Origin of the sequence: Methylobacterium segetis (assembly GCF_004348265.1) — a bacterium.
Classification (GTDB): domain Bacteria; phylum Pseudomonadota; class Alphaproteobacteria; order Rhizobiales; family Beijerinckiaceae; genus Methylobacterium; species Methylobacterium segetis.
In genome coordinates this window covers 116,371-137,193 of sequence record NZ_SMNT01000001.1, presented here as the reverse complement: position 1 = coordinate 137,193, position 20,823 = coordinate 116,371, and the positions used below count along the sequence as shown (strand labels likewise).

The window sequence follows — 20,823 nt, the reverse complement described above, 5'->3', positions numbered from 1 at the left end:
GAAATAGCCAAGCGCGGTCTGGCCAGGGGCCGGGACGAAGCTCGCCGTATGTCCGTCGATCAGATCGACATCGGCGAAGCTGATGGTGCCGGTGGCCGGGACCGGCGCATCTTCCGTCACGCTCGCCGCCTGCACGGCGGACGTGATGGACGGAGCGTCGTTGGTGCCTGTGAGGGTGACCTCGACCGACCGGGAGACGGTTCCGCCCTGGCCGTCGCTGAGGGTCACGGTGAAGCGCTCGATCCGCATCTCGCCGGCCGCGAGATATTCGAGCTTGCCGGCCTCGACGCTGTAGACCCACTCGATGCTGCCGCCCGTGCCGCGCCCCGTCGTGTCGGTGACGACCCGCGCCGTGACGGCGCCCAGCACCGGACCGATCGCCGCCGCGCTCGCCGTGTGCACGTCGCGCAGATCGACGTCGCTGAAGGTGATCGTGCCGCGATCGGTGAGGGCCGCGCCCGGAAGGGCGGCCTCCGTCACCGCGCCCGAGAGCTTCGCGCCCGTCACGACGGGCCCCTCGTTGGTGCCCGTCACCGTGATGGTGACCGTGGCCGTTCCGCTGTCGCCGTCCGCGTCGGTGACGCGGTAGCTGAACGAGACCTGCGTCGCCTCGCCGGCGGCGAGATAGGCGAAATCCGGACCGGCCTGGTAGGTGAAGCTGCCGTCCGGACGAAGGGCGAGGGTTCCGGCGGCGGGCTTCGAGACGAGCTCGACGGATCGCACGAGGTCGGCGACCCGGTCGTTGGCCGTGACGTTGCCGCTGACCGACCCAGCCGCCAGCACCGAATAGGCGTCGTTGACCGCGAAGACGGCATCGTCGGCGAGGGAGAGGACGGCGCCGTCGACGACGAAGTCGATCGCCTCGATGTCCTCCATGCTGAGGGGGAAGGCGGTGAAGCTGAAATCCCGGGAGAGGCGGCCCTCGGCGAAATAGGCCCTCAGGCGCTCGAGATCGGCCTGGAAGGCGGCGCTCATCCACTGCTCGCGGGTCAGCAGGAGGCGCAGGGTGTCGTAGCCGCCGTCGCCGTCGTAGCGGTAGGCGGTCCCGGCTTGCGAGGACGCGTTGTAGGTGAAGGTGTCGGCGCGCGACGAACCATCGATGCGGATCGTATTGGAATAGGTCATGACGCCCCCGCTCGGCTGCGCCCGCGACGCGCCGAATTGTTGTTCTGATGGAAATGGAATGTCGTTCCGGTCACGCGCATCGAGCGCGCGCGGTCAGGGCCGCACGAACAGGTTTGGCATGATCATCCCCCGTGTCGCCTGCTTGCCGCGGGGCCTCTTATCGGCGGGGCCTACGCGGTCGATCCCGCAATCGCTCTAAAGCAGCATGGCGCGTCAGCATATACCGTATGGAATGCGGATCAACACGTCTGATCCGGGTGATCAAGTCTGTATATCGAATCGTTTCCTGATATAGACGCTTTTCAATATTATCGATTGAAGAAAGAGGGCGATCATTATTTAGAGTTGCGTCCTCGCGCCCCAGCGGCGCCGCGTCGACGGTGTCCGGCGTCCGGAGCAGTGCACGCGCGGTTTTGCTCACGCATCGTCGGGCGAGCGCGTCTCCGAGCGGTGTGGAGCCCGGTCCGCGCGAAGAAACGGGCTTTCATCAAGGGGTTGGAGTGATTTCCCGGATCCGCGGTTCCCGGAAAATGCCCTCGTCCTGTCCCCTCCGATCAAGCCGGCGCCGGCCGGAACTGCGAAGATCGGGCGTCCGCGCGGGCATCCGAGGCGCGGCGAAGCGAGGGACGATCATGGCCCGATTCTCCCTTCTCCTGTGCGCTCTGGGATTGGCCGGCGGTCTCGTCTCGGCCGCGCGGGCCGAGCCGGACCCGGCGGCCGCGCTGCCGGTCGGGACGGTCGCCGCCGAGCGCAGGGCCATCGATCAGGCGCTCGACTTCGTCGGGCGCGTCGAGGCGATCGGCCGGGTCGAGGTGCGCGCACGGGTCACCGGGTTCCTCGACGCCGTCCTGTTCCGGGAGGGCGAGCCGGTGAAGGACGGGGCGGAACTGTACCGCATCGAGCCGGACCTGTTCGTGGCCGCCGTCAAGCAGGCGGAGGGTGCCCTGGAGCGCAGCAGGGCCGCCCAGACGCTGGCCGAGATCCAGTTGCACCGGGCGCAGGAACTCCTCGACCGGAATTCCGGGACGGTCGTGGCCCGCGACCAAGCCCGCGCCGCCCTCGACCAGGCCAAGGGCGCGGTCACCGGGGACGAGGCGAATCTCCAGACCGCCCAGATCAACCTCGGCTACACGCGGATCCTCGCCCCGATCACGGGCCGGATCGGCCGCACGAGCGTCACCAAGGGCAACGTCGTCGGCCCCGACAGCGGCGTGCTGACCTCGATCGTCAGCCAGGATCCGATGTACGTCACCTTCCCCGTGAGCCAGCGGGAATTCCTGCGCTACCAGCAGGGCGCCGACCGGCCCGACCGCAGCAAGGTCGGGGTGAGGATTCGGTTCCAGGACGGCTCGGATTACGGCCAGGTCGGCCGCCTCGACTTCGTGAACATCAGCGTCGACCGCGCGACCGACACCGTCGTGGTCCGCGCCGTCATGCCGAACCCGGCCGGCGCCCTGCGGGACGGGCAGCTCGTCCGGGTCGCCCTCCAGATCGGGGCGCCCGAGCAGAAGGTCGTCATCCCGCAGGCGGCCCTCATCGCCGACCAGGGCGGCGTCTACGTCTTCGCCGTGGAGGACGGGCGGGCGGTCACGAAGCGGGTGAAGCCGGGCCAGGGCGGCACCGGGGCGGACGTGGTCATCGAGGAGGGCCTCTCCGGCGGCGAGCTCGTCATCGTCGACGGCCTGCAGCGGGTGCGGCCCGGGATCCCCGTGCGGGCGAGCCCGATCGGCCCCTCCGCGAGCAGGACCTGAGCCCATGCTCTCCGCCATCTTCGTCGACCGGCCGCGCCTCGCGATCGTCATCGCGATCGTGACCTCGATCGCGGGCCTGCTGGCGCTCGTGACCATCCCCGTCGCGCAGTACCCGGACATCGTGCCCCCGCAGGTCTCCGTGACGACCACCTATCCGGGCGCCGCGGCGGACGTGGTCGAATCGACCGTTGCGCAGCCGATCGAGTCCCAGGTCGTGGGCGTCGACAAGATGATCTACATGAAGAGCGTCAGCGGCAACGACGGCAGCTACACGCTCACGGGCTCGTTCGAGCTCGGCACGGATCCGGACATCAACGCCGTCAACGTCAACAACCGGGTCCAGATCGCCCTCGCCAAGCTCCCCGAGGACGTCCGCAAGCAGGGCGTCACGGTGAAGAAGAAGTCCTCGGCCCTGCTCGGCGTGCTGGCAGTCTACTCGCCGAAGGCGACCCAGGACCCGCTCTTCATCTCGAACTACGTCACGATCAACCTGCTCGACCGGATCAAGAGCACGCCGGGCGTCGGCGACGCCACGCTCTGGGGGCCGCAGGATTACGCCATGCGGGCCTGGGTGCGCACGGACCAGCTCACCGGGCTCAACCTGACCACCGGCGACGTGATCGGCGCGATCCAGGCCCAGAACGTGCAGGCGCCGGTCGGGCGGATCGGCGCCCGCCCGATCTCGAACGAGCAGCAGCTGCAGCTCAGCATCCAGACGCAGGGGCGCCTCTCCTCGGCCGACCAGTTCCGCAACATCGTCCTGCGCACGAACCCGGACGGCTCGGTGCTGCGCCTCGGCGACGTCGCCCAGATCGAGCTCGGCGCGGCGAATCTCGACCGCGAGACGCGGCTGAACGGCAGCCCGGCGACCGTGATCGCGATCTACCAATCGCCGGGCGCGAACGCGATCACCACCCTGAAGGAGGTCGAGCGGCGGGTCGGCGAGCTCGCCAAGACCTTCCCCGAGGGGCTCGCCTGGAAGGTCACCTACGATCCCACGAGCTTCATCACGGAGACCGTCCACGAGGTCCAGAAGACGCTCGTCGAGGCCTTCATCCTCGTGGTGATCGTGGTGTTCCTGTTCCTCGGCAGCCTGCGCGCCACGCTGATCCCGACGCTGGCCGTGCCGGTGAGCCTGATCGGGACCTTCATCGTCCTGAAGGCGGTCGGCTACTCGGCGAACTCGGTGTCGCTCCTCGCCCTGGTTCTCGCGATCGGCATCGTCGTCGACGACGCGATCGTCGTTGTCGAGAACGTCGAGCGCGTCATGGAGGAGCATCCCGAGCTGACTCCGCGCGAGGCGACGAAGCGGGCGATGGCCGAGATCACGGCGCCGATCATCGCCATCACGCTCGTCCTGCTCTCCGTCTTCGTCCCCGTCGCCTTCGTGCCGGGCATCTCGGGCGAATTGTTCCGGCAATTCGCGGTCGCGGTCGCGGTCTCGATGCTGCTCTCGGCGATCAATGCGCTGACCCTCTCGCCGGCCCTGTGCGGCGTGCTGCTGCGGCCCCATCACGGCCCCCGCCGGGGCATCATGGGCTGGGTGATGCGGGGGATCGACCGGATCCGGGACGGCTACGGCGCGGCCGTGGCGCGCATCGTGCGCCTCTCGGTGATCGGCCTCGTGCTGGCCGGCGCGGCGGCCTACGGGACGGTGCAGCTCGCCCGGATCACCCCGACCGGCTTCCTGCCAGAGGACGACCAGGGCGCCTTCTTCGTCGTGGTGCAATTGCCCGAAGGCGCCGCGGTCGGGCGCACCTCCGCGATCGTGGCCCGCGCCGAGGAGATCCTGCGCCAGGAGCACGCGGTGGTGGACTACACCTCGGTGATCGGGCTCAACTTCATCGACAATTACTCGCAGGGCAACGCCGCCTTCATGGTCGTGACCCTGAAGCCCTTCGAGGAGCGCAAGGGGGCCGCGGACGGGGCCGCGGCGATCATCGCGCGCCTCGGCCAGCGCTTCCGGGAGATCCAGGGCGGCGTGGTGGTGCCGCTCGCGCCGCCGCCGATCATCGGCCTCGGCACCGGCGGCGGCTTCGCCTACGTGCTCGAGGATCTGCGGGGCGGCGACGCGAAGGAACTCGCGCAGGTGCTGCGCGGCCTCGTCGTGGCCGCGAACGAGGAGCCGAAGCTCAACCGCGTCTTCAGCACCTTCTCGGCGACGAACCCGTCCGTCTACCTCGATATCGACCGCAACAAGGTCCAGATCCTCGGCGTGCCCCTGAACAACGTGTTCCAGGCGCTGCAGGCGTCGCTCGGCGGCTACTACGTCAACGACATCAACCTGTTCGGCCGGACCTGGCAGGTGCAGGTCCAGGCCGATGCGGCCGACCGGGCGCGGATCGACGACATCTACCGCATCAACGTGCGCAACAAGGACGGCCAGATGGTGCCGCTGCGCAGCCTCGCCGAGGTCCGGATCGTGGTCGGGCCGCCGGCGCTGATCCGCTACAACAACCTGCGCGCCGTCACGATCCAGGGCTCGCCCGCGCCGGGCGTCTCCTCCGGTCAGGCGCTCGCCGCGATGGAGAGCGTCGCCGCCCGCACGCTGCCGGCGGGATTTGCCGGCGAGTGGACCGACACGGCCTTCCAGGAGAAGCGGGCGGAGGGCAAGACGGCGATCATCCTCAGCTTCGCGATCCTGTTCGCCTTCCTGTTCCTCGTTGGCCTCTACGAGAGCTGGACGATCCCGGTGCCGGTGCTGCTGTCGGTCACGGTCGGCATCCTCGGCGCCTTCGTGGCGATGGTGTGGGGCCGGCTGACCCTCGACCTCTACGCGCAGATCGGCATGGTGGTGCTGATCGGGCTGGCCGCCAAGAACGGCATCCTGATCGTCGAGTTCGCCAAGGAGCAGCGGGAGCGGGGCGTGCCCGTCCGCGAGGCGGCGACCGAGGGCGCGCGCCTGCGCTTCCGCCCCGTCATGATGACCTCCTTCGCCTTCATCCTCGGCCTGCTGCCGCTCGTGATCGCGACCGGCGCCTCGCAGCTCGCGCGGCGCGACGTCGGCACGCCGGTCTTCGGCGGCATGATCGCGGCCTCCTTCCTCGGCATCTTCGTGATTCCGCCCCTCTACGTGGTCTTCCAGACCCTGCGTGAGCGGGCCTGGGCGGTGATGGGCGGCAAGGGCGCGAAGAAGGCGGCCGGACCCGGGAAGCCGGCGGGCGGACCGGAACACCTCCCGGCCGAATGAGCCGGGCGGCCGGGCGGACGTGAAGGAGCACGGCGATGCAGGATACCGGTGAGATCATGCTGACCGACCGGCCCGAGGCGGATCCGGGCGAGGGCGAAGGCACGGGCAAGCTGAAGCGGAAGGTCTACGAGCGGGAATTGCGCAAGCTGCAGGTCGCGCTCTGCCACATGCAGGAAGCGGTCAAGCGCGACGGGGCGCGCATCATCGTCGTCTTCGAGGGACGGGACGCCGCCGGCAAGGGCGGCACGATCAAGGCGATCACGGAGCGGGTCAGCCCGCGCGTGTTCCGCGTCGTCGCATTGCCGGCCCCGTCCGACCGGCAGAAGACGCAGATGTTCCTCCAGCGCTACATCGAGCATTTCCCGGCCGCCGGCGAGATCGTGATCTTCGACCGCAGCTGGTACAACCGTGCCGGCGTCGAGCGCGTGATGGGCTTCTGCAGCAAGGCCGAGTACCGGCGCTTCCTCGATCTCTGCCCGCGCGTCGAGCACTTCATCATCGATGGCGGGATCCAGCTCATCAAGTTCTGGCTCGAAGTCGGCAAGCAGGAGCAGAAGCGTCGCTTCGAGGCGCGGATCGAGGATCCCCTGCGGCAATGGAAGCTCAGCCCGATGGATCTCGAATCCTATCGCCGCTGGTACGATTACTCGAAGGCCCGCGACGAGATGTTCGCGGCCACCGACACCGACGAGGCGCCCTGGCACGTCGTCCGCTCCGACGACAAGCGGCGGGCGCGCCTCAACTGCATCGCCCATCTCCTGCACCTCATCCCGCACAAGGCGGTGAAGCGCGAACCCGTGACGCTGCCCAAACGCTCCAAGGACGAGGCCTACGACGACACGCTCCGGAACAGGCGCTTCGTCCCGGAGGTGTACTGACGAAGGCCGCGCCCCGGCTTGCGGCCGGATCAGGACCGGAGATCGAGGCTCGCCTTGTACTCCTCCAGGCGCCCGATCGAGACGTCGAACTGGGCGCGGATCGCGTCGTCCATCGTCCCGTCCCGCTGCGTGTGCAGGTGGAGGATCTCCTCCTCGAGCTGGTCGCGGGTGAGCTCCTCCATCGGGAGCACCCGTTCGGCGAGGATGGTGAGGCGGTTGTTGCTCATCTCCGCGAAGCCGCCGCTCACGAAGGCGCGGCGTCCCGTGCCGGTCACGTCCGTGGCGAAGACGATGCCCGGATGCAGCATGGTCAGGATCGGGGCGTGGTCCGGCAGGATCGTCATGTCGCCCTCGACGCCCAGCAGCACGACGGACCGGACCTCCCCCGAGAAGACGATCCGGCCCGGTGATACGAGCTCGGCAAAGAGCGTGGCCATGGCTCAATCCCCTGCGGGTTCGGGTGGCGGAGAGGCCTCAGGCCATGATGCTGAGGCCGCCATCCACGTAGACGGTCATGCCGGTCAGGTGGGCGGCGTAGGGCGTGGTCAGGTAGGCGGCGGTGAGGCCGACATCGTCGATGTCGACGAGCTCGCCGATGGGTGCGCGCTGCACCGCCTCCGTCAGGAGCAGGTCGAAATCCTTCAGGCCGGAGGCCGCCCGGGTCTTGAGGGGGCCGGGCGAGACCGCGTGGACGCGGATTTCCTGCTTGCCGAGCTCGTAGGCGAGATAGCGGACCGCGCTCTCCAGGGCCGCCTTGACCGGTCCCATCAGGTTGTAGTTCGGCACGACCTTGTTGGCGCCGTGGTAGCTCATGGTCAGGAGCGTGCCGCCCTCCGGCATCAGCGGGGCGGCGAGCCGCGCCATGCGGATGAAGGAGTGGCAGGAGACGTCCATCGCCACCTTGAAGCCCTCGGACGAGCTGTCGACGAGCCGCCCCTGCAGATCGTCCCGGGGCGCGAAGGCGATCGAGTGCAGGGCGATGTCGAGCCCGCCCCAGCGCTCGGCGATCTGTCGGAACACGCCCTCGAGATCTCCCTCCCGCTGGACGTCGCAGGGCAGGAAGAGCGGCGCTTCGAGCTCGCGCGCCAGCGGCTCGACGTAGGGCCTCGCCTTCTCGTTCAGGTAGGTCAGGGCGATGTCCGCGCCGAGCCGGCGGAACACCCGGGCGCAGCCGTAGGCGATCGAGTGCGCGTTGGCGACGCCGAGGACGAGGGCGCGCTTGCCGGCGAGGGCGTGGCCGTCGGGGATCTGCGTCATCTCTGAGCCCTCTGCGACTTGCCGTGGCCGGCCTGGCGTCGGGGCGACCGTGCTGCCACGGCCGCCGGCATCAGCTCCGGCACCGCGTCCGCTGCCAGGAGGCGCCGGAAGGCCGGCATCAGCGCCCGCTGCTCCGGCTCGAGGTCGATATTGCCCATCAGCCGCTCCAGCAGCCGGAGCAGGCGCCCCCGCTCCTCGTCCGTCCGGAGGAGCCTCGGCAGCGTCTCAAGCGCGCGCTCGGGCGCGTGCTCGACGATGCAAGCCTGCAGCCGCACGACCTGGCTCGCCTCGCCGGCCGGCAGGTCGAGCAGGCCGACATCGTGTCCGACGAGCTCGCGCATGCGCTTGAAGGTCGAGAGCCGGCGCTCGTGCCCGCCCTGCCGGGCGGCCAGCAGGGCCGCGCGGACCGCGGCCTCGGTGAAGCCGCCCGCCTCGATCCGGTCCAGGGCCTCGCGGACGAAGGGCGTGTCGCGGCCGGGCTGCGCCTCGGGCTTGGCGGCGGCCGGTTGCGCCAGGGCCGAGACGCTCATCGGGGCGTAGAGATTGTAGAACAGGTTCTCGACCGCGGCGTCGCGCAATTGCCGGTAGAGATCCCAGGAGGCGGTGACCTCGGCCGCGACAAGCCGCTCGGCCGCGACGCTCGGGCCGGCCTCGTCGCGCGGCGTGCGATGGGCCCGGGCGATGTCGGCCCACCCCTTCACGGGCGCGAGCCAGGGGTTCAGGTCCGAGAGCGCCCAGCGGCGCGCCCGGAGCGGGTGCCAGGCCCGGGCGAGGGGAGCCGCGTCCCGCGGCACGAGCGCGCCGAGCACCGGATGGACGAAGGTCTCGTAGAGCGAGGCGTTGAACTCCGAGACCTTCTCCACCGCGCCGAAGGGGACCTCGTCCTTGCGGGCGTATTTCTGGAGCGTCTGCAGATCCTCGACCCGGTGCTCGGTCAGGACCACGTCGTAGCGGCTCGCGCCGTTCGTGCGCTGCTCCTCCACTTTCATCCCGTAGAGGCCGGGGGGCAGGTGCTCGATGTATTCGAGCAGGTCGACGATCTGCGCGTGCTCCTTCCGCGCCACGCTCGCCGAGACGAAGATGCCGAGATGGCCGATGCTCCGGTGCATCAGGCCGACGATGACCTGCCCGTTCTCCTTCAGCGCCTCGGTCGTCGGATAGAGATCCGCGACCCAGTTGAAGGCCTGCTGCGGCGGGGTGATGTTGTCGCCGAGCGAGGCGAACAGGATAATCGGCGAGCGGATGGCCCGCAGGTCGAACGCGTGGCCCGCCGACCATTCCGCGTCGCCCCCGGCCAGCTTGTTGCCGACGAACAGGTTGTCGACGATCCAGCGGATCTCGTCCCGGTTCATCAGGAAGTACCCGCCCCACCAGCGCTCGAATTCCAGGTAGCGCTCGGGCTCGGTGTCGATCTTCGCGAAGAGATTGTAGCTCTTGCCGAAATAGGTGTTGGCCGGGTTCAGGGCCTCGAAATTCTCGACGAGGTAGGCCCCGTCGAAGGTGCCCCCTCCGAGGTCGCTCGCCAGCAGCGCCGTCCAGCTTCCGCCGAGCATGCCGCCCGCGTAGCGCATCGGGTTCTCGGCGTCGTTGCCGGCCCAGTAGGACATCGGGGCGCCGTTCACGACGATGGGGCCGGCGCAATCCGGATCGAGGGCGCCGACCAGCATCGCGGCCCAGCCGCCCTGGCAATTGCCGACGATGACCGGCTTGCCGCGGGTCCGGTGGCGCGTGCGGACGATGCGCAGGAACTCGGCCTCCGCCTGCGCAACGTCGGAGAGCGTCTGCCCCTCGACCGGGTCGGGAAAGAAGATCACCACGTAGACGGGGTGTCCCGCCTTGAGGGACACGCCCACCTCGGAGTCCGCCTTGAAGCCGCCGATGCCGGGGCCGTGGCCGGCGCGGGGATCGATGATGACGTAGGGGCGCTTGTCGGGGTCGGTCCGCGTGCCGGGCGGGGCCTTGATCCGCACGAGCGCGTAATTCACCGGCCGCGCGAAGGTGCGCGCATCCGCCACCATCTCGTAATCGAAGGCGAGGAGCGGGGGCTTGCCCGCCTTCTCGTGCTCCAGCCAATTGTTGCCGCGCTGCCGGAGCGTGTCCCAGAACAGGAGCGAGCGCTGGGTGAAGTCGCTCCAGTAGCCGGCGGCGTCGCTCCAGGCCTGCATCGGCGTGAGCGGCCGGGCCGCATCGAGCCAAGCGCGGTTCGCCGCGCCGAGCGCGTCGAGATAGGTCTCGGCCGCCGATGCGCAGCGGTCGCGGTAGACCTCCGCGACGCGGGTCTGGATCACGGCGAGCGACGGCGGCGCGGCGCCCGCGGCTGCCGGGGCGGATGGGATCGTCTGGGCATCGGTCATGGTTGCCGTCCCGAACCGTGAGGATTCATTGGCGGCGGCCTTCCCAGGTGAGGAAGAAGCCGACATCGCCCGGCATGCCGTCCGGCCAGTCGACGATCATCGCCTTCAGGCCGTAGCCGGCGGGCCGCAGGCGGTCCTGCCAGAACTCGAAGGCTTGGCGTGGCCGGCCCGTCAGGGTCTGGGGCCACTCCGCCTCCGAGTTGTTGATGGCCCGCCCCGCATCGCTGCACATCACGTTCGGGAAGCGCATCACGAGGAGCTCGTTCTTGCCCTGCTCGGCGGCGATGCGCAGCTTGTGCAGCAGCGACTTCGTGATGTCGTGCACCTTCTCGGGCGTGACCTCGACGGGCTCGGACAGGGCCTTGATCAGTTCGGTCCGCGCCTTGCCGGCACGGTCCTGGGCCTGCATATCCTTCATGACCTTCGCGGCCTTCAACTGGGCCGTGTAGGCGCCGAGTTCGGCGGCGGACATGAAGGTCTCGTCCCCGAGTTCGTGCTCGGCCGGCTTCGTCTTCAGCGCTTCCATCTCGGGCTCCCTTCGCTCACAGGGCCGGCTGACGCCGGGCATGATCCAGCGCGTCGCGGATGCCGCGCGCGATCATCGACTCCTCGTCCGTCGGAATGACCCAGGCGGCCGGGCCCGGCCCCCGCGTCAGGCGCGGGCCGCCCGCCGCGTTGGCGGCCTCGTCGAGGGCAAATCCGGCCCAGGCCGCGCCGCGCAGGACCTCGGCGCGCGTGGCGGCGTCGTTCTCGCCGATGCCGCCGGTGAAGACGACGGCGTCGAGGCCGCCGAGCGCCGCCGTCAGGGAGCCGAGTTCCCGCCCGATCCGGTAGACGAACAGGTCGATCGCGCGCCCCGCATCGGGGTCCGCGCCCGCCAGCGAGCGCAGCCTGCGCATGTCGTTCGACAGCCCGGAGACCCCGCGGAGCCCGGACTGCGTGTAGAGCACCTGCTCCGCCTCGTCGGGCGTGAGCCCCATCTCGCGCAGCATGTAGAACACGACTCCCGCATCGAGGGCGCCGCAGCGGGTGCCCATCGGCAGGCCGTCGAGGGCGGAGAAACCCATCGTGGTCGCGACGCTCCGGCCGCGATCGAGGGCGCAGAGGCTGGCGCCGTTGCCGAGATGGGCCACCACCACGCGGGAAGAGGCGAGGGCGGGGTCGTAGGCCGCGAGCACCGAGGCGATGTAGGCGTAGGACAGGCCGTGGAAGCCGTAGCGGCGCACGCCCCTCTCGGTCATCGCATGCGGCAGGGCGAAGAGCTGCGCGATCTCCGGCTGGCCGCGGTGGAAGGCCGTGTCGAAACAGGCGATCTGCGGCAGGTCGGGGAAGCGCTGCCTGAGGATGCGGATCGGCTCGAGATTGTGCGGCTGATGGAGGGGAGCGAGGGGCACGAGGCGCTCCAGGTTCTCCAGCACTTCCGCATCCACGTGCACCGGCGCGTCGTAGGCGAGGCCGCCATGGACGACCCGGTGCCCGACGGCGGCGAGCCGGAGGCCGCTGCCGTGCGCGCGCAGCCATGCGGCGACGTGCAGGAGCGCCTCCTCGTGGCCCCATCCGGGACCCTCGAAGGCTTCGTCGGCGACCGCGTTCCCGGCCCCGTCCCGGATCAGCAGGTGCGCGGACCCGCCCAACCCCTCGAACAGGCCCCGGAAGAGGCGCAGCGGCTCCTCGGCCTCGCCGAGCTCGAAGACCTGGAACTTCAGGCTCGACGAGCCGGCATTGAGGACGAGCAGGACCGGGACCATCGCCTAGACCTCCGGCATGACCCGCCGCGCGCGCTCGGCCGCGGCGACGAGGGAGGCGACCGCGCAGGAGGCGAGGCGGGTCAGCCGCGCATCGGCCCGGCTGGTCAGGATGATGGGCACCCGCGCGCCGAGCACGATCCCGGCCGCGTCCGCGCCGGCGAGGAAGGTCAGGCTCTTGGCGAGCATGTTGCCCGAGGCGAGATCGGGGACGACGAGGACGTTCGCCTGGCCCGCGACGGGCGAGCGGATCTTCTTGATCCGCGCGGCGCCGAGATCGATGGCGTTGTCGAGGGCGAGCGGCCCGTCGAGCACGGCCCCGGTGATCTGCTCCCGGTCCGCCATCTTGCAGAGGGCGGCGGCATCGAGCGTCGAGACCACCTTCGGGTTGATGGTCTCCATGGCCGACAGGATGGCGACCCGCACGGTCCCGACGCCGAGGGCGTGGGCAAGGTCGATGGCGTTCTGCACGATGTCGCGCTTGTCCTCGAGGGACGGCGCGATGTTGACGGCGGCGTCCGTGACGATCAGCGGCGTCGGGTGGCCCGGCACGTCCATGACGAAGCAGTGGCTGAGGCGCCGCGCGGTCCGCAGGCCCGCATCCCGGGCCACCACCGCCCCCATCAACTCGTCCGTGTGCAGGCTGCCCTTCATCAGCGCCTCGGCCTCTCCGGCCCGCACGAGGGCGACGGCGGCCTCGGCGGCCGCGTGGCTGTGCGGGGCCTCGCAGAGGCGCAGCGCGCCGATATCGGCGCCGAGCGCCGCCGCGGCCGCCGCGATCTTCGCCCGCGGCCCGACCAGGATGGGCTCCGCGATGGCGAGGGCGGCGGCTTCGAGCGCGGCGCCGAGCGCGGCCTCGTCGCAGGGATGCACGACCGCCACTTTCAGCCGGGGCAGCGCCTGGGCGGCGGCGATCAGGCGCTCGTACTTCTCGTGGCCGCGGGCCTCGGCCGGGGGCCGCTTGAGCGTCGAGGTCGGCACGGTGGTCTCTCCTGGGATGTCGAGGAAGGACCTCTCGCCGGCGCGCCCCGCGTCGCGGGCGATCGAGGCCGGCCCCGCCGCGCGGGCGGACCCGGTCGCATCGCGCGGCTCCGCGCTGGCGATCGAGGCTCAGTCTGCCGCGTTCGGACTGGACGGGCTTGATCGAACGGGACGGGAGGCCCATCCGCCGATCTGCGGCGTCACGTTGTCAGGATCGTACCGGCAGGACGCGCCTCTTCGCGCCCGGATGTTTCGAAGCAGAGACGAGGTCGAGCTGCAGTCATGGGCGGCCGGTACTTCGGAATACGCCGAATATCACTGGGTCGCGTGCGTACAAACAAAAGGCAGCGCCGGATGTTGACGGCAATCGACTCGATTTGCGGCAGCATCCTTGCGCGTCAACCATTGGTCCTCGCACCCCGCCGGGAGGATCGCCATGCGAAGGCGATGCGCCGAAGGGATGGCCCGCTCGGGCCTATCCCCTTCGGCCCGGGCGGCGGGGCGCGGTGCGGGAGCGTGAGATGCGCAAGCCTGTCTTCCGCGCGGCCGGCGTCGCCGCCGCCATGACGCTCAGCGGCGCCGCGCTCGGCCAGGCGGCTCCGACGCCGCTCGTGAACCGGGCGGATTCGATGATGCAGATGAGCGCCGCCTCGCTGATGCCGACCCTGCGCGGGCGCTGGCTCTACGCTGACGAGGGGCTGGTCGTCGGCCGCGTCCGGGAGGTCCGCGTCTCCGCGGACGGCAACACCCTCGTCGCCGTGGTGCTGCGACGGCGCTGGCTCGGCGGGGGCGAGGTCGGCGTGCCGGTGCCCCGGCTTCGGCAGGTCGGCAACGACCTCAGCATGAGCGGGACGCGCGCGGCGATCCGGGCGATGCCGCCGCTCTGAGATTCAGGTGCCGGTGGGTTCTGGCGGGGGTGCCGGAAGCCCCACGCCGGTTTCGATGGGTCCGGAGAGCCGCGCTGCCATGGACGACCTCGCGCATTACTCGGCCCTAGAACGCCTGCGCGACGGGGGATTGCTGGAGATCCGCGCCCTGAGGCCGGAGGATCGGGATGGGCTCCTCTGGGCCATCGACCATGCCAGCGAGCAATCGCTCTACCGGCGCTTCTTCGGAGCGAGGCGCCACTTCAGCGACACGGAGGTCGCCGTCTTCCTCAACGTCGATTTCGAGAACGAGGTCGCGCTGGTCGCGGTGGCCGACGAAGCGGGCGAGGCCAGGATCGCCGGCGGCGGCCGCTACGTGGTGACCCGGCCCGGTCAGGCCGAGGTCGCCTTCACCGTCATCGACGCGTTCCAGGGGCGGGGCGTCGGCGCGGTGCTGATGCGGCACGTGATCGCGATCGCCCGAAGGCGCGGGCTCGGCGAGCTGATCGCCGAGGTCCTGCCCGACAACGCTCCCATGCTGAAGCTCTTCGAGAGATGCGACCTGCCGCTGAGGCGAAGGCGCGAAGGCTCCGTCATCCATGTGAGCCTTCAGCTGCCGGGCGCCGCGCCGCCGTGACCCCCGGCATCCCTGGCGGATCGAAGGGCACAAACCTCTCTACAGGCTCTGCAGGAAGCGGCTCCGCGCCCTCTCGAAGCCGCTCGTCCATCGCAGCGTCTCGTCCCGCAGCACCCGGGCGCCCTGGCCGTAGGACGACCCGAAGGCGACCTGCCGGTCGGCATCGACGAAGCCGTTGATCGCCCGGACCGCGCGGCGGGGCATGACGTTCGGGTCATCGGCAAGGGCGTCGCAGATCATCAGCAGGGCCCGCTCTCCGCACGCACCGCCGAGACCGGCGGCGACCGACCGATCCTCGCCCGCGACGAGCGCGCAGAATGCCTCCCGCACGAAGGCCCGCTGCCTCAGATCGAGCGCCCCGGCCATCCCGCCTGCGAACATTCCTGCCTCCCTGCTTCGGCCGGCCCGCCTGCCTCCTTCGTGCGGCGACCTCCCTGGTGTCGCGGAAGGCTGCCGACGCATCGGCAGGGCCGCGTCGGGGCTCGCGCGCGATCATCCTCGCGACATGCGCACCGCCCGGCGGTGCGCTAATAGGCGCTCGAGGCCGGCCGAACCCGGATGCCCGGCGGCACCTCGAACGGCGCAGGCTGCGGCACGCGGGTGACGACAACGGGAGAGCCGGCGTCGAAGGGCAGCATCGCGGCTCCTGCGGAGATGAAGCCCGCCAGCGCACGCAGGTCGTCCGGCTGCCTCGGGTCGCGCGAGATGACATCGGCCTCCCGCTGCAGGCGCATGTTGCAGGCCCGCGAGGGCAGGCCGCCGCTCGGGGTGCAGGCGTCGTGCCGGGCACAGGCGAGATCGAGCGCGTCGACGGGCGGCAACGGCGCGTTGTTGCCCATGCCGCAATAATTGCCGTGAATGAGCGCCGCCGGCGGGCGCAGGGCGCCATTCGTCTGCGCCAGCGCCGGCACGATCAGGCAGGAAGCGGCGATCGGAAGGAATGCGAGTCTCGGGATCATGGCGTGCGACCTCGCGAGCCTTCGGGCAAGGCCCCCCGTGGGAACGGCCGGGCGGGTCGCGAACGGTTCGGGGCTGTCCGCCCGGGGGAGGGGTGCGCCCAGATCCGGCGCACCCGGACGCCGCTCAGTAGGGGCGGCAGGTCCCGGCATAGGAGTCGTAGTACCTGTAGGGGCCGCAGCCGCCGTAGGTCGCGCCGTAACCGGCGACCGCAGCCGCACCGACCGCCGCCGCGCCCAGGCCGTATCCGTAGGGACGGTAGCCGTAACCACCGTAGCGGCCGACCCGGGCGTATCCGCCGCGATAACCGCCCGCCACGCCGCCGCGATAGCCACCACGATAGCCCCCGGCCATGCCACCGCGATAACCGCCGGCCATGCCGCCGCGGAACCCGCCGCCCCGGAATCCACCGCCCCGCATGCCGGCCCCGTGGAACCCCCCGCCGCCCCGGAACCCGCCGCCGCCTCCCCGGAAGCCGCGCGCGTCGGCCACGACACTGGTGAGGATCAGGGCGCCGAAGGCGACGGATGCGATGAGCAGCGTTTTCATGAGACCATCTCCTCGCCGGAAGGGGACGTGTCGAGATGAGGCGCGACCAGCCCGCCGGTTCGGGCGGCCCCGGGATGGGCTCAGCTTCGACACCTGCGCCATTCCGACACTAGGGCTCGCCGCCAAGGGCCGCTTGATCCGACGAGACACACGGCCGGATTTCGCACGGGCTCGTCAGCCACGTGCGGCCGGGCCGCCGGTCAGCGCCACGCCGATCGCGCTCCGCCGCGCTGACTTCATGAAGGGCCTCACGAACAAGGACCGGTCGAAGCTCGACGAGCCGCGGGCCCTGAGCCTGTCGCTCGACAGGATGAGCCAACGAGATCTACCCCTTCATCGAGAGCGTCACCCCGCAAGTACCTCGCCAGTTCGGACGCCACCTCCCGAGCAGCACGGACCTCGCCCGGGCAAGCGAGGCCCAGTATCTCGTTTGCCTCGAGATGTATTGGGATTGGCTCAAAGGTGAGGCGTGCGCGAAGCAGCACCCCCTCTACGACATGACGGTCAAGAAGCAGCTCACCGAGGCCGAAGAGGAGCGTCCCTACACCGGCACCGAAGTGCAGATTTTGTTCATGGGGGAGCCGCCCATGGGTGGAGCATGGCCGCCGTTTGTTGCCATCGCAACTGCCAATACGCCGCTCGGCGCCATTTTCAGACATTGAGCTGCTGCTGGAAAGCGGACCTCCCGCGGCATGCCCGATCAGGTCGTCGCCGCGGCCGATTGTTACTCCGCAAGACTGGCGGGTGAGCGCCTCATTCGTTGATCGCCGAGGCTCCCCGCCTACACCTCTCCGCCGGCCACCGGGATCGCCTGTCCGGTGATGGCACCTGCTGCTGCGCCGCACAGCCACGCGACCGCGTCGGCGACCTCGTCCGGTTGGACCAGGCGGCCCTGCGGGTTATGGCGCACGAGCGAGGCAAGCGCCGCATCGCGGTCCCGGCCGGTCGTCGCCATGATCCGCTCCAGGCTGTCGCCGACGATGTCGGTGTCGGTGAAGCCGGGGCAAACCGCGTTGACGGTGACGCCGCTGCGGGCGGTCTCCTGGGCGAGCGAGCGGACGAGGCCGACCACCGCGTGTTTGGCCGCGCAATAGGCCGAGACGTAGGGGTAGCCCTTCTGTCCGGCGGTCGAGGCGATCGCGACGATCCGACCGAACCCTCGGGACGTCATGCCCGGCAGCACCGCCTGCGCCGCGTGGACGGTGCCGAACAGGTTCACGTCGAGCATCCGCTGGAACAGGGCGGGCTCGCTGCGGCCGAAGGGGGCGGATTCGGCCGCACCGGCATTGGCCACGAGGATGTCGACCGGCGCGCGCGCGTCGATCTCCGCGAAGGCGCGGGCGACCGCCGGCCCGTCCGTCACGTCGACGACAAGCAAGTGGTGGGCTGCGCCCTCGCTCACCGACCGCTCAAGCGCCTCGGCGTTGCGGCCGAGGATCGTCACCGCGGCGCCCTCGCGGACGAGCCGCGCCGCGATGGCGCGGCCGATGCCGCGGGCACCGCCTGTGATGACGGCGTGGCGAAGGGGGCCGGCCTCACCCACGGCTCAGGCTCCGGGCCGGACGTAGCCGGGCAGGCTCGCATCCGGCACGTCGTCGAGGTTGACCACGATGTTCTCGGGCGTGCGCGCCGTCAGCCAGACGAGGCCGGCGTCCGGGCTCATGTTCGCCTCCACATGGGGCATGAACGGCGGCACGAACACGAAGTCGCCCTCGCTCATGTCGATGTACTCGGCATAGTCCGCGCCGAAATAGATCCGCGCCTTGCCCGTCAGCACGTAGCCGCCGGTCTCGGCCTCGCCGTGATGGTGCGGCAGCGAGCGGTAGCCCGGCTCGTTGCTGACCTTGCCGTACCAGATCCGCGTGGCGGGCGTGTGCTGCGGGCTGACGCCGGAGACGCGCACGGCGCCGCCGGACTGCCCGGTGCGGATATCCTCCTCGCCGGCGCGGGTGACGATGGGCTTCACTTGGGTCATGGGTGGCTCCTTCAGGATGGTCACAGGAGGCCGGTCTCGACGGCGACGCGGCGATAGGCGGCGCCCGCGGTGAAGCCGCCGTCGATCACGAAATCCTCGCCGGTGATGAAGCTCGCCTCATCGCTCGCCAGGAAGCGGACGAGGCGGGCGACCTCCTCGGGCTCGCCCGGCCGGCCCATGGGCGTCATGCCGATCATGGGGGAGAGATGCGGCGAGCCGGCGTTCAGGCCGGTCACGACGAGGCCGGGGCAGACGGCGTTGACGCGAATGCGATCGGCCACGAGTTCCATCGCCGCCGTCTTGGTGAGCCCGCGCAGGCCCCATTTGCTGGCGGTGTAGGCGGGATCGGCATGGCCCGAGAAGGCCGAGTTCGAGGCGATGTTGACGATGCTGCCGCCGCCCGAGGCGCGCATCGCGGGCGCGACCGCGCGGATGCCGAGGAAGGCGCCGGTGAGGTTGACCGCGAGCACCCGGTTCCAGGCGGCGAGATCGGTCGCCGCCACGCCGGTGCGGTTTATGATGCCGGCGTTGTTGATGAGGATGTCGAGACGGGGGCGCCATCCGAGGGCACCCGCAACGAGGGCGTCCCATCCCTCCGGTGCGGTGACGTCGGCGGCCTGGAAGCGGGCCTCCAGCCCCTCGTCGCGCAGTTCCGCCGCATAGGCCTCGCCCTGATCGGCGAGCACGTCGCAGATCGTCACCGCGACGCCGGACTGCGCCAGGAGGCGCGCCTGCGCCGCGCCCTGGCCGCGGCTGCCGCCGGTGACGATGGCGGCCTTGGCCCTCAGATCGGCGAACGCGCTCATCTCACTCCCCCTGGATCACGGCTTGGCGCTGCTCGCCGAGCCCGTCGATACCGAGCCGCATCGTCTGGCCGGCGCGCAGGAAGACCGGCGGCTTCTGGCCGAGGCCGACGCCGGGGGGCGTGCCGGTGGCGATGACGTCGCCGGGGTGGAGCGTCATGAACGCGCTGATGTAGCTGACGAGCTCGGGGACCCCGAAGATCATCCGCGCGGTGGTGCCGGTCTGGCGGCGGGTGCCGTCGACGTCGAGCCATAGGCCGAGCGCCTGCGGATCGGGCAGCTCGTCCCGCGTCACCAGCCAGGGGCCGAGCGGGCCGAAGGTGTCGGCGCTCTTGCCCTTGGTCCACTGGCCGCCGCGCTCCGACTGGAAGGCGCGCTCCGACACGTCGTTGACGACGCAGTAGCCGGCGACGCAATCCAGCGCCTCGGCCCGCGTCACGTGCTTGGCGCGGCGACCGATCACCACGCCGAGTTCGACCTCCCAATCGGTCTTTTCCGAGCCGCGCGGAATCTCGACCGCGTCGTTGGGGCCGCAGACGGCGCTGGTCGCCTTCAGGAACAGCACCGGCTCCTCGGGCGGGGCCTTGCCGGTCTCGGCGGCGTGGTCGGCGTAGTTCAGGCCGACGCACACGAATTTTCCGATCGCACCGACGCAGGCACCGATGCGCGGCGTCCCGTCCGCAGCGGGCAGGCGCGCGGGATCGAGGGCGCGCAGCCGCGCGAGGCTCTCGTCCGACAGGTAGGGGCCGGCGATGTCGGGCACGTGGTCGCGGAGGTCGCGGATGCGGCCCTCCGCATCGAGGAGGCCGGGGCGCTCGGCACCGGGCTCTCCGTATCGCAGCAGCTTCATGCCGTGTCTCCAGCGTGCGGGTCAGTAGAAGGCGGGGCTTTGAGCGAGCGTCGCCCACAAGGCGGGATCGTGCCCCGGCACCACGCGGGCCTGCGCCCGCTCGGCCACCATGCGGAGCTTGGCGACGGAGCGCACGGCCTCGGTCACCGAGGTGACGGCGCCGGGCAGCGCCCGGTCCTCCCAGTGATCCATCGTGTCGGCGGCATCGATCGCCAGCAGCGTCGCGCCGCGCGGGGTGCGCACGAGGAAGGACTGGTGCCCGATCGTGTGGCCGGGGGAGCGGATGCAGGTGATCGCCCCGTCGCCGTAGAGATCGAAGAAGTCGCCCCACGCCTCGTCGAGCAGGCACCAATCGAGGGCCGGCCGGTCGAAATCGGCTCGCACGAAGGCGCCGGCGCAGAACCAGTCCGGTGCCAGCGCATAGTCGAGCGCGGCGCGCTGCACGACGTGCCGCGCGTTCGGGAACACGCCGATCGCGCCCGTATGGTCGAGATGGAGGTGCGACAGCAGCACGGTACGCACGTCCGCCGGGTCGAAGCCGGCCGCCCGCATCTGCGCGGCGCAATCCTGCCCCGGCGCGACCCGCGGCACGAACACCTCGGCGACCGGCCCCCAATGCCCGCGCGGATCGGTGGCGCAGACCGCCGGAAAGCCGCCGTCGATCACCACGTGCCCGCGCGGATGCGTGACGAGGTACCAGGGCACCGGGATCTCGAACGGCTCGCCGAGGCCCTGGTTTAGGTAGATGTCCTGATAGCGGCAGCCGAGGCTGCCGGTCTGGAAGAGATGGAGGCGAATCTCGGACATCGTTCCTCCCCCGGACGTTCGATACGTCTTTTGCTTCAAGTTTGAAGCTTCCGGTATAAGGCGCGCCGTCGCTCGACCTGTCAAGAGAAATTTCAAGC

22 protein-coding genes are annotated in these 20,823 nt (G+C 70.5%); 7 read left to right on the top strand and 15 right to left on the bottom strand.

The window, feature by feature from the left end; translation table 11 throughout:
* Positions 1-1,125: VCBS domain-containing protein (locus E1J50_RS00575; RefSeq protein WP_207919122.1), on the bottom strand; the 1,125-nt coding region annotated here is incomplete at its 3' end.
* 632 nt (positions 1,126-1,757) lie between these two features.
* Here E1J50_RS00575 and E1J50_RS00570 point away from each other — a divergent pair.
* The 3 genes from E1J50_RS00570 to ppk2 are packed head-to-tail and all read left to right on the top strand — an operon-like array spanning position 1,758 to position 6,944.
* Positions 1,758-2,876 (top strand): efflux RND transporter periplasmic adaptor subunit, encoded by a 1,119-nt coding sequence (locus tag E1J50_RS00570; protein ID WP_132249291.1) that lies wholly within the window; start codon positions 1,758-1,760, stop codon positions 2,874-2,876.
* A 4-nt stretch (positions 2,877-2,880) separates the two neighbouring features.
* A complete protein-coding gene (locus E1J50_RS00565; RefSeq protein ID WP_132249289.1) occupies positions 2,881-6,066 on the top strand; it encodes an efflux RND transporter permease subunit in 3,186 nt (1,061 codons plus the stop codon).
* A gap of 56 nt (positions 6,067-6,122) precedes the next feature.
* A complete protein-coding gene (gene ppk2, locus E1J50_RS00560) occupies positions 6,123-6,944 on the top strand; it encodes a polyphosphate kinase 2 (RefSeq protein ID WP_425374897.1) in 822 nt (273 codons plus the stop codon).
* 29 nt (positions 6,945-6,973) lie between these two features.
* Here the strand turns inward: ppk2 and atpC are convergent, their stop codons facing one another.
* Genes atpC through E1J50_RS00530 form a run of 6 tightly spaced genes read right to left on the bottom strand, consistent with a single transcriptional unit; the run spans position 6,974 to position 13,281 of the window.
* A complete protein-coding gene (gene atpC / locus E1J50_RS00555; RefSeq protein WP_132249285.1) occupies positions 6,974-7,381 on the bottom strand; it encodes an ATP synthase F1 subunit epsilon in 408 nt (135 codons plus the stop codon).
* Positions 7,382-7,418: 37 nt separating this feature from the next.
* Positions 7,419-8,201 (bottom strand): enoyl-ACP reductase FabI, encoded by a 783-nt coding sequence (gene fabI / locus E1J50_RS00550; RefSeq protein WP_132249283.1) that lies wholly within the window; start codon positions 8,199-8,201, stop codon positions 7,419-7,421.
* Positions 8,198-10,555, bottom strand: coding sequence for a DUF3141 domain-containing protein (locus tag E1J50_RS00545; protein WP_132249281.1), 2,358 nt, complete (start codon positions 10,553-10,555; stop codon positions 8,198-8,200). Before E1J50_RS00545 ends, fabI begins: the two co-directional genes overlap by 4 nt.
* 25 nt (positions 10,556-10,580) lie before the next feature.
* Complete coding sequence (locus E1J50_RS00540; RefSeq protein ID WP_132249279.1) at positions 10,581-11,081, bottom strand: hypothetical protein; 501 nt, start codon at positions 11,079-11,081, stop codon at positions 10,581-10,583.
* Between the two features lie 16 nt (positions 11,082-11,097).
* The gene (locus E1J50_RS00535; protein WP_132249277.1) at positions 11,098-12,303 is read right to left on the bottom strand and encodes an acetate/propionate family kinase; all 1,206 of its coding nucleotides are present in this window, start codon (positions 12,301-12,303) and stop codon (positions 11,098-11,100) included.
* Between the two features lie 3 nt (positions 12,304-12,306).
* Positions 12,307-13,281 carry a phosphate acetyltransferase gene (locus E1J50_RS00530; RefSeq protein ID WP_132249275.1) on the bottom strand — a complete coding sequence of 325 codons (975 nt, stop codon included), beginning with the start codon at positions 13,279-13,281 and terminating at the stop codon, positions 12,307-12,309.
* Here E1J50_RS00530 and E1J50_RS00525 point away from each other — a divergent pair.
* From E1J50_RS00525 to E1J50_RS00515, 3 genes are all read left to right on the top strand, one after another.
* On the top strand, positions 13,262-13,642 hold the full coding sequence (locus E1J50_RS00525) for a hypothetical protein (protein ID WP_132249273.1): 381 nt from the start codon (positions 13,262-13,264) through the stop codon (positions 13,640-13,642). The two genes, E1J50_RS00530 and E1J50_RS00525, sit on opposite strands and share 20 nt — an antisense overlap.
* A gap of 160 nt (positions 13,643-13,802) precedes the next feature.
* Complete coding sequence (locus tag E1J50_RS00520; protein WP_245516373.1) at positions 13,803-14,168, top strand: PRC-barrel domain containing protein; 366 nt, start codon at positions 13,803-13,805, stop codon at positions 14,166-14,168.
* Between the two features lie 79 nt (positions 14,169-14,247).
* Positions 14,248-14,784, top strand: a complete 537-nt coding sequence (locus E1J50_RS00515) for a GNAT family N-acetyltransferase (protein ID WP_132249271.1) — start codon at positions 14,248-14,250, stop codon at positions 14,782-14,784.
* 39 nt (positions 14,785-14,823) lie between these two features.
* Here the strand turns inward: E1J50_RS00515 and E1J50_RS00510 are convergent, their stop codons facing one another.
* The 3 genes from E1J50_RS00510 to E1J50_RS00500 form a co-directional block, all read right to left on the bottom strand.
* Positions 14,824-15,165, bottom strand: coding sequence for a hypothetical protein (locus E1J50_RS00510; RefSeq protein WP_132249269.1), 342 nt, complete (start codon positions 15,163-15,165; stop codon positions 14,824-14,826).
* 146 nt (positions 15,166-15,311) lie between these two features.
* Entirely contained in the window at positions 15,312-15,743 is a 432-nt protein-coding gene (locus tag E1J50_RS00505; protein WP_245516372.1) for a phospholipase A2 family protein, read from the bottom strand.
* Positions 15,744-15,867: 124 nt separating this feature from the next.
* A complete protein-coding gene (locus tag E1J50_RS00500) occupies positions 15,868-16,290 on the bottom strand; it encodes a hypothetical protein (protein ID WP_132249267.1) in 423 nt (140 codons plus the stop codon).
* Between the two features lie 440 nt (positions 16,291-16,730).
* Between E1J50_RS00500 and E1J50_RS00495 the strand changes: the two genes are divergently transcribed.
* Entirely contained in the window at positions 16,731-16,952 is a 222-nt protein-coding gene (locus tag E1J50_RS00495; protein WP_132249265.1) for a hypothetical protein, read from the top strand.
* A gap of 119 nt (positions 16,953-17,071) precedes the next feature.
* Here E1J50_RS00495 and E1J50_RS00490 read toward each other — a convergent pair whose 3' ends face one another.
* From E1J50_RS00490 to attM, 5 genes are read right to left on the bottom strand one after another with little or no spacing between them, the layout of a single operon-like run.
* Positions 17,072-17,833, bottom strand: a complete 762-nt coding sequence (locus E1J50_RS00490; protein WP_132249263.1) for an SDR family NAD(P)-dependent oxidoreductase — start codon at positions 17,831-17,833, stop codon at positions 17,072-17,074.
* Between the two features lie 3 nt (positions 17,834-17,836).
* Positions 17,837-18,265, bottom strand: coding sequence for a cupin domain-containing protein (locus tag E1J50_RS00485; protein ID WP_132249261.1), 429 nt, complete (start codon positions 18,263-18,265; stop codon positions 17,837-17,839).
* Positions 18,266-18,285: 20 nt separating this feature from the next.
* Positions 18,286-19,071 (bottom strand): SDR family NAD(P)-dependent oxidoreductase, encoded by a 786-nt coding sequence (locus tag E1J50_RS00480; RefSeq protein ID WP_132249259.1) that lies wholly within the window; start codon positions 19,069-19,071, stop codon positions 18,286-18,288.
* 1 nt (position 19,072) lies between these two features.
* Entirely contained in the window at positions 19,073-19,918 is an 846-nt protein-coding gene (locus tag E1J50_RS00475; RefSeq protein WP_132249257.1) for a fumarylacetoacetate hydrolase family protein, read from the bottom strand.
* 21 nt (positions 19,919-19,939) lie between these two features.
* Entirely contained in the window at positions 19,940-20,725 is a 786-nt protein-coding gene (attM, locus tag E1J50_RS00470; protein ID WP_132249255.1) for an AttM family quorum-quenching N-acyl homoserine lactonase, read from the bottom strand.
* Positions 20,726-20,823 lie beyond the last annotated feature (98 nt).

Coding starts and splice junctions, on each gene's coding strand:
- E1J50_RS00520 (WP_245516373.1), top strand. CDS start 13,803: ATGCGCAAGCCTGTCTTCCGCGCGGCCGGCGTCGCCGCCGCCATGACG.
- atpC (WP_132249285.1), bottom strand. CDS start 7,381: ATGGCCACGCTCTTTGCCGAGCTCGTATCACCGGGCCGGATCGTCTTC.
- E1J50_RS00535 (WP_132249277.1), bottom strand. CDS start 12,303: ATGGTCCCGGTCCTGCTCGTCCTCAATGCCGGCTCGTCGAGCCTGAAG.
- E1J50_RS00545 (WP_132249281.1), bottom strand. CDS start 10,555: ATGACCGATGCCCAGACGATCCCATCCGCCCCGGCAGCCGCGGGCGCC.
- E1J50_RS00565 (WP_132249289.1), top strand. CDS start 2,881: ATGCTCTCCGCCATCTTCGTCGACCGGCCGCGCCTCGCGATCGTCATC.
- attM (WP_132249255.1), bottom strand. CDS start 20,725: ATGTCCGAGATTCGCCTCCATCTCTTCCAGACCGGCAGCCTCGGCTGC.
- E1J50_RS00500 (WP_132249267.1), bottom strand. CDS start 16,290: ATGAAAACGCTGCTCATCGCATCCGTCGCCTTCGGCGCCCTGATCCTC.
- fabI (WP_132249283.1), bottom strand. CDS start 8,201: ATGACGCAGATCCCCGACGGCCACGCCCTCGCCGGCAAGCGCGCCCTC.
- E1J50_RS00515 (WP_132249271.1), top strand. CDS start 14,248: ATGGACGACCTCGCGCATTACTCGGCCCTAGAACGCCTGCGCGACGGG.
- E1J50_RS00485 (WP_132249261.1), bottom strand. CDS start 18,265: ATGACCCAAGTGAAGCCCATCGTCACCCGCGCCGGCGAGGAGGATATC.
- E1J50_RS00475 (WP_132249257.1), bottom strand. CDS start 19,918: ATGAAGCTGCTGCGATACGGAGAGCCCGGTGCCGAGCGCCCCGGCCTC.
- ppk2 (WP_425374897.1), top strand. CDS start 6,123: ATGCTGACCGACCGGCCCGAGGCGGATCCGGGCGAGGGCGAAGGCACG.
- E1J50_RS00480 (WP_132249259.1), bottom strand. CDS start 19,071: ATGAGCGCGTTCGCCGATCTGAGGGCCAAGGCCGCCATCGTCACCGGC.
- E1J50_RS00505 (WP_245516372.1), bottom strand. CDS start 15,743: ATGATCCCGAGACTCGCATTCCTTCCGATCGCCGCTTCCTGCCTGATC.
- E1J50_RS00495 (WP_132249265.1), top strand. CDS start 16,731: ATGTATTGGGATTGGCTCAAAGGTGAGGCGTGCGCGAAGCAGCACCCC.
- E1J50_RS00570 (WP_132249291.1), top strand. CDS start 1,758: ATGGCCCGATTCTCCCTTCTCCTGTGCGCTCTGGGATTGGCCGGCGGT.
- E1J50_RS00540 (WP_132249279.1), bottom strand. CDS start 11,081: ATGGAAGCGCTGAAGACGAAGCCGGCCGAGCACGAACTCGGGGACGAG.
- E1J50_RS00510 (WP_132249269.1), bottom strand. CDS start 15,165: ATGTTCGCAGGCGGGATGGCCGGGGCGCTCGATCTGAGGCAGCGGGCC.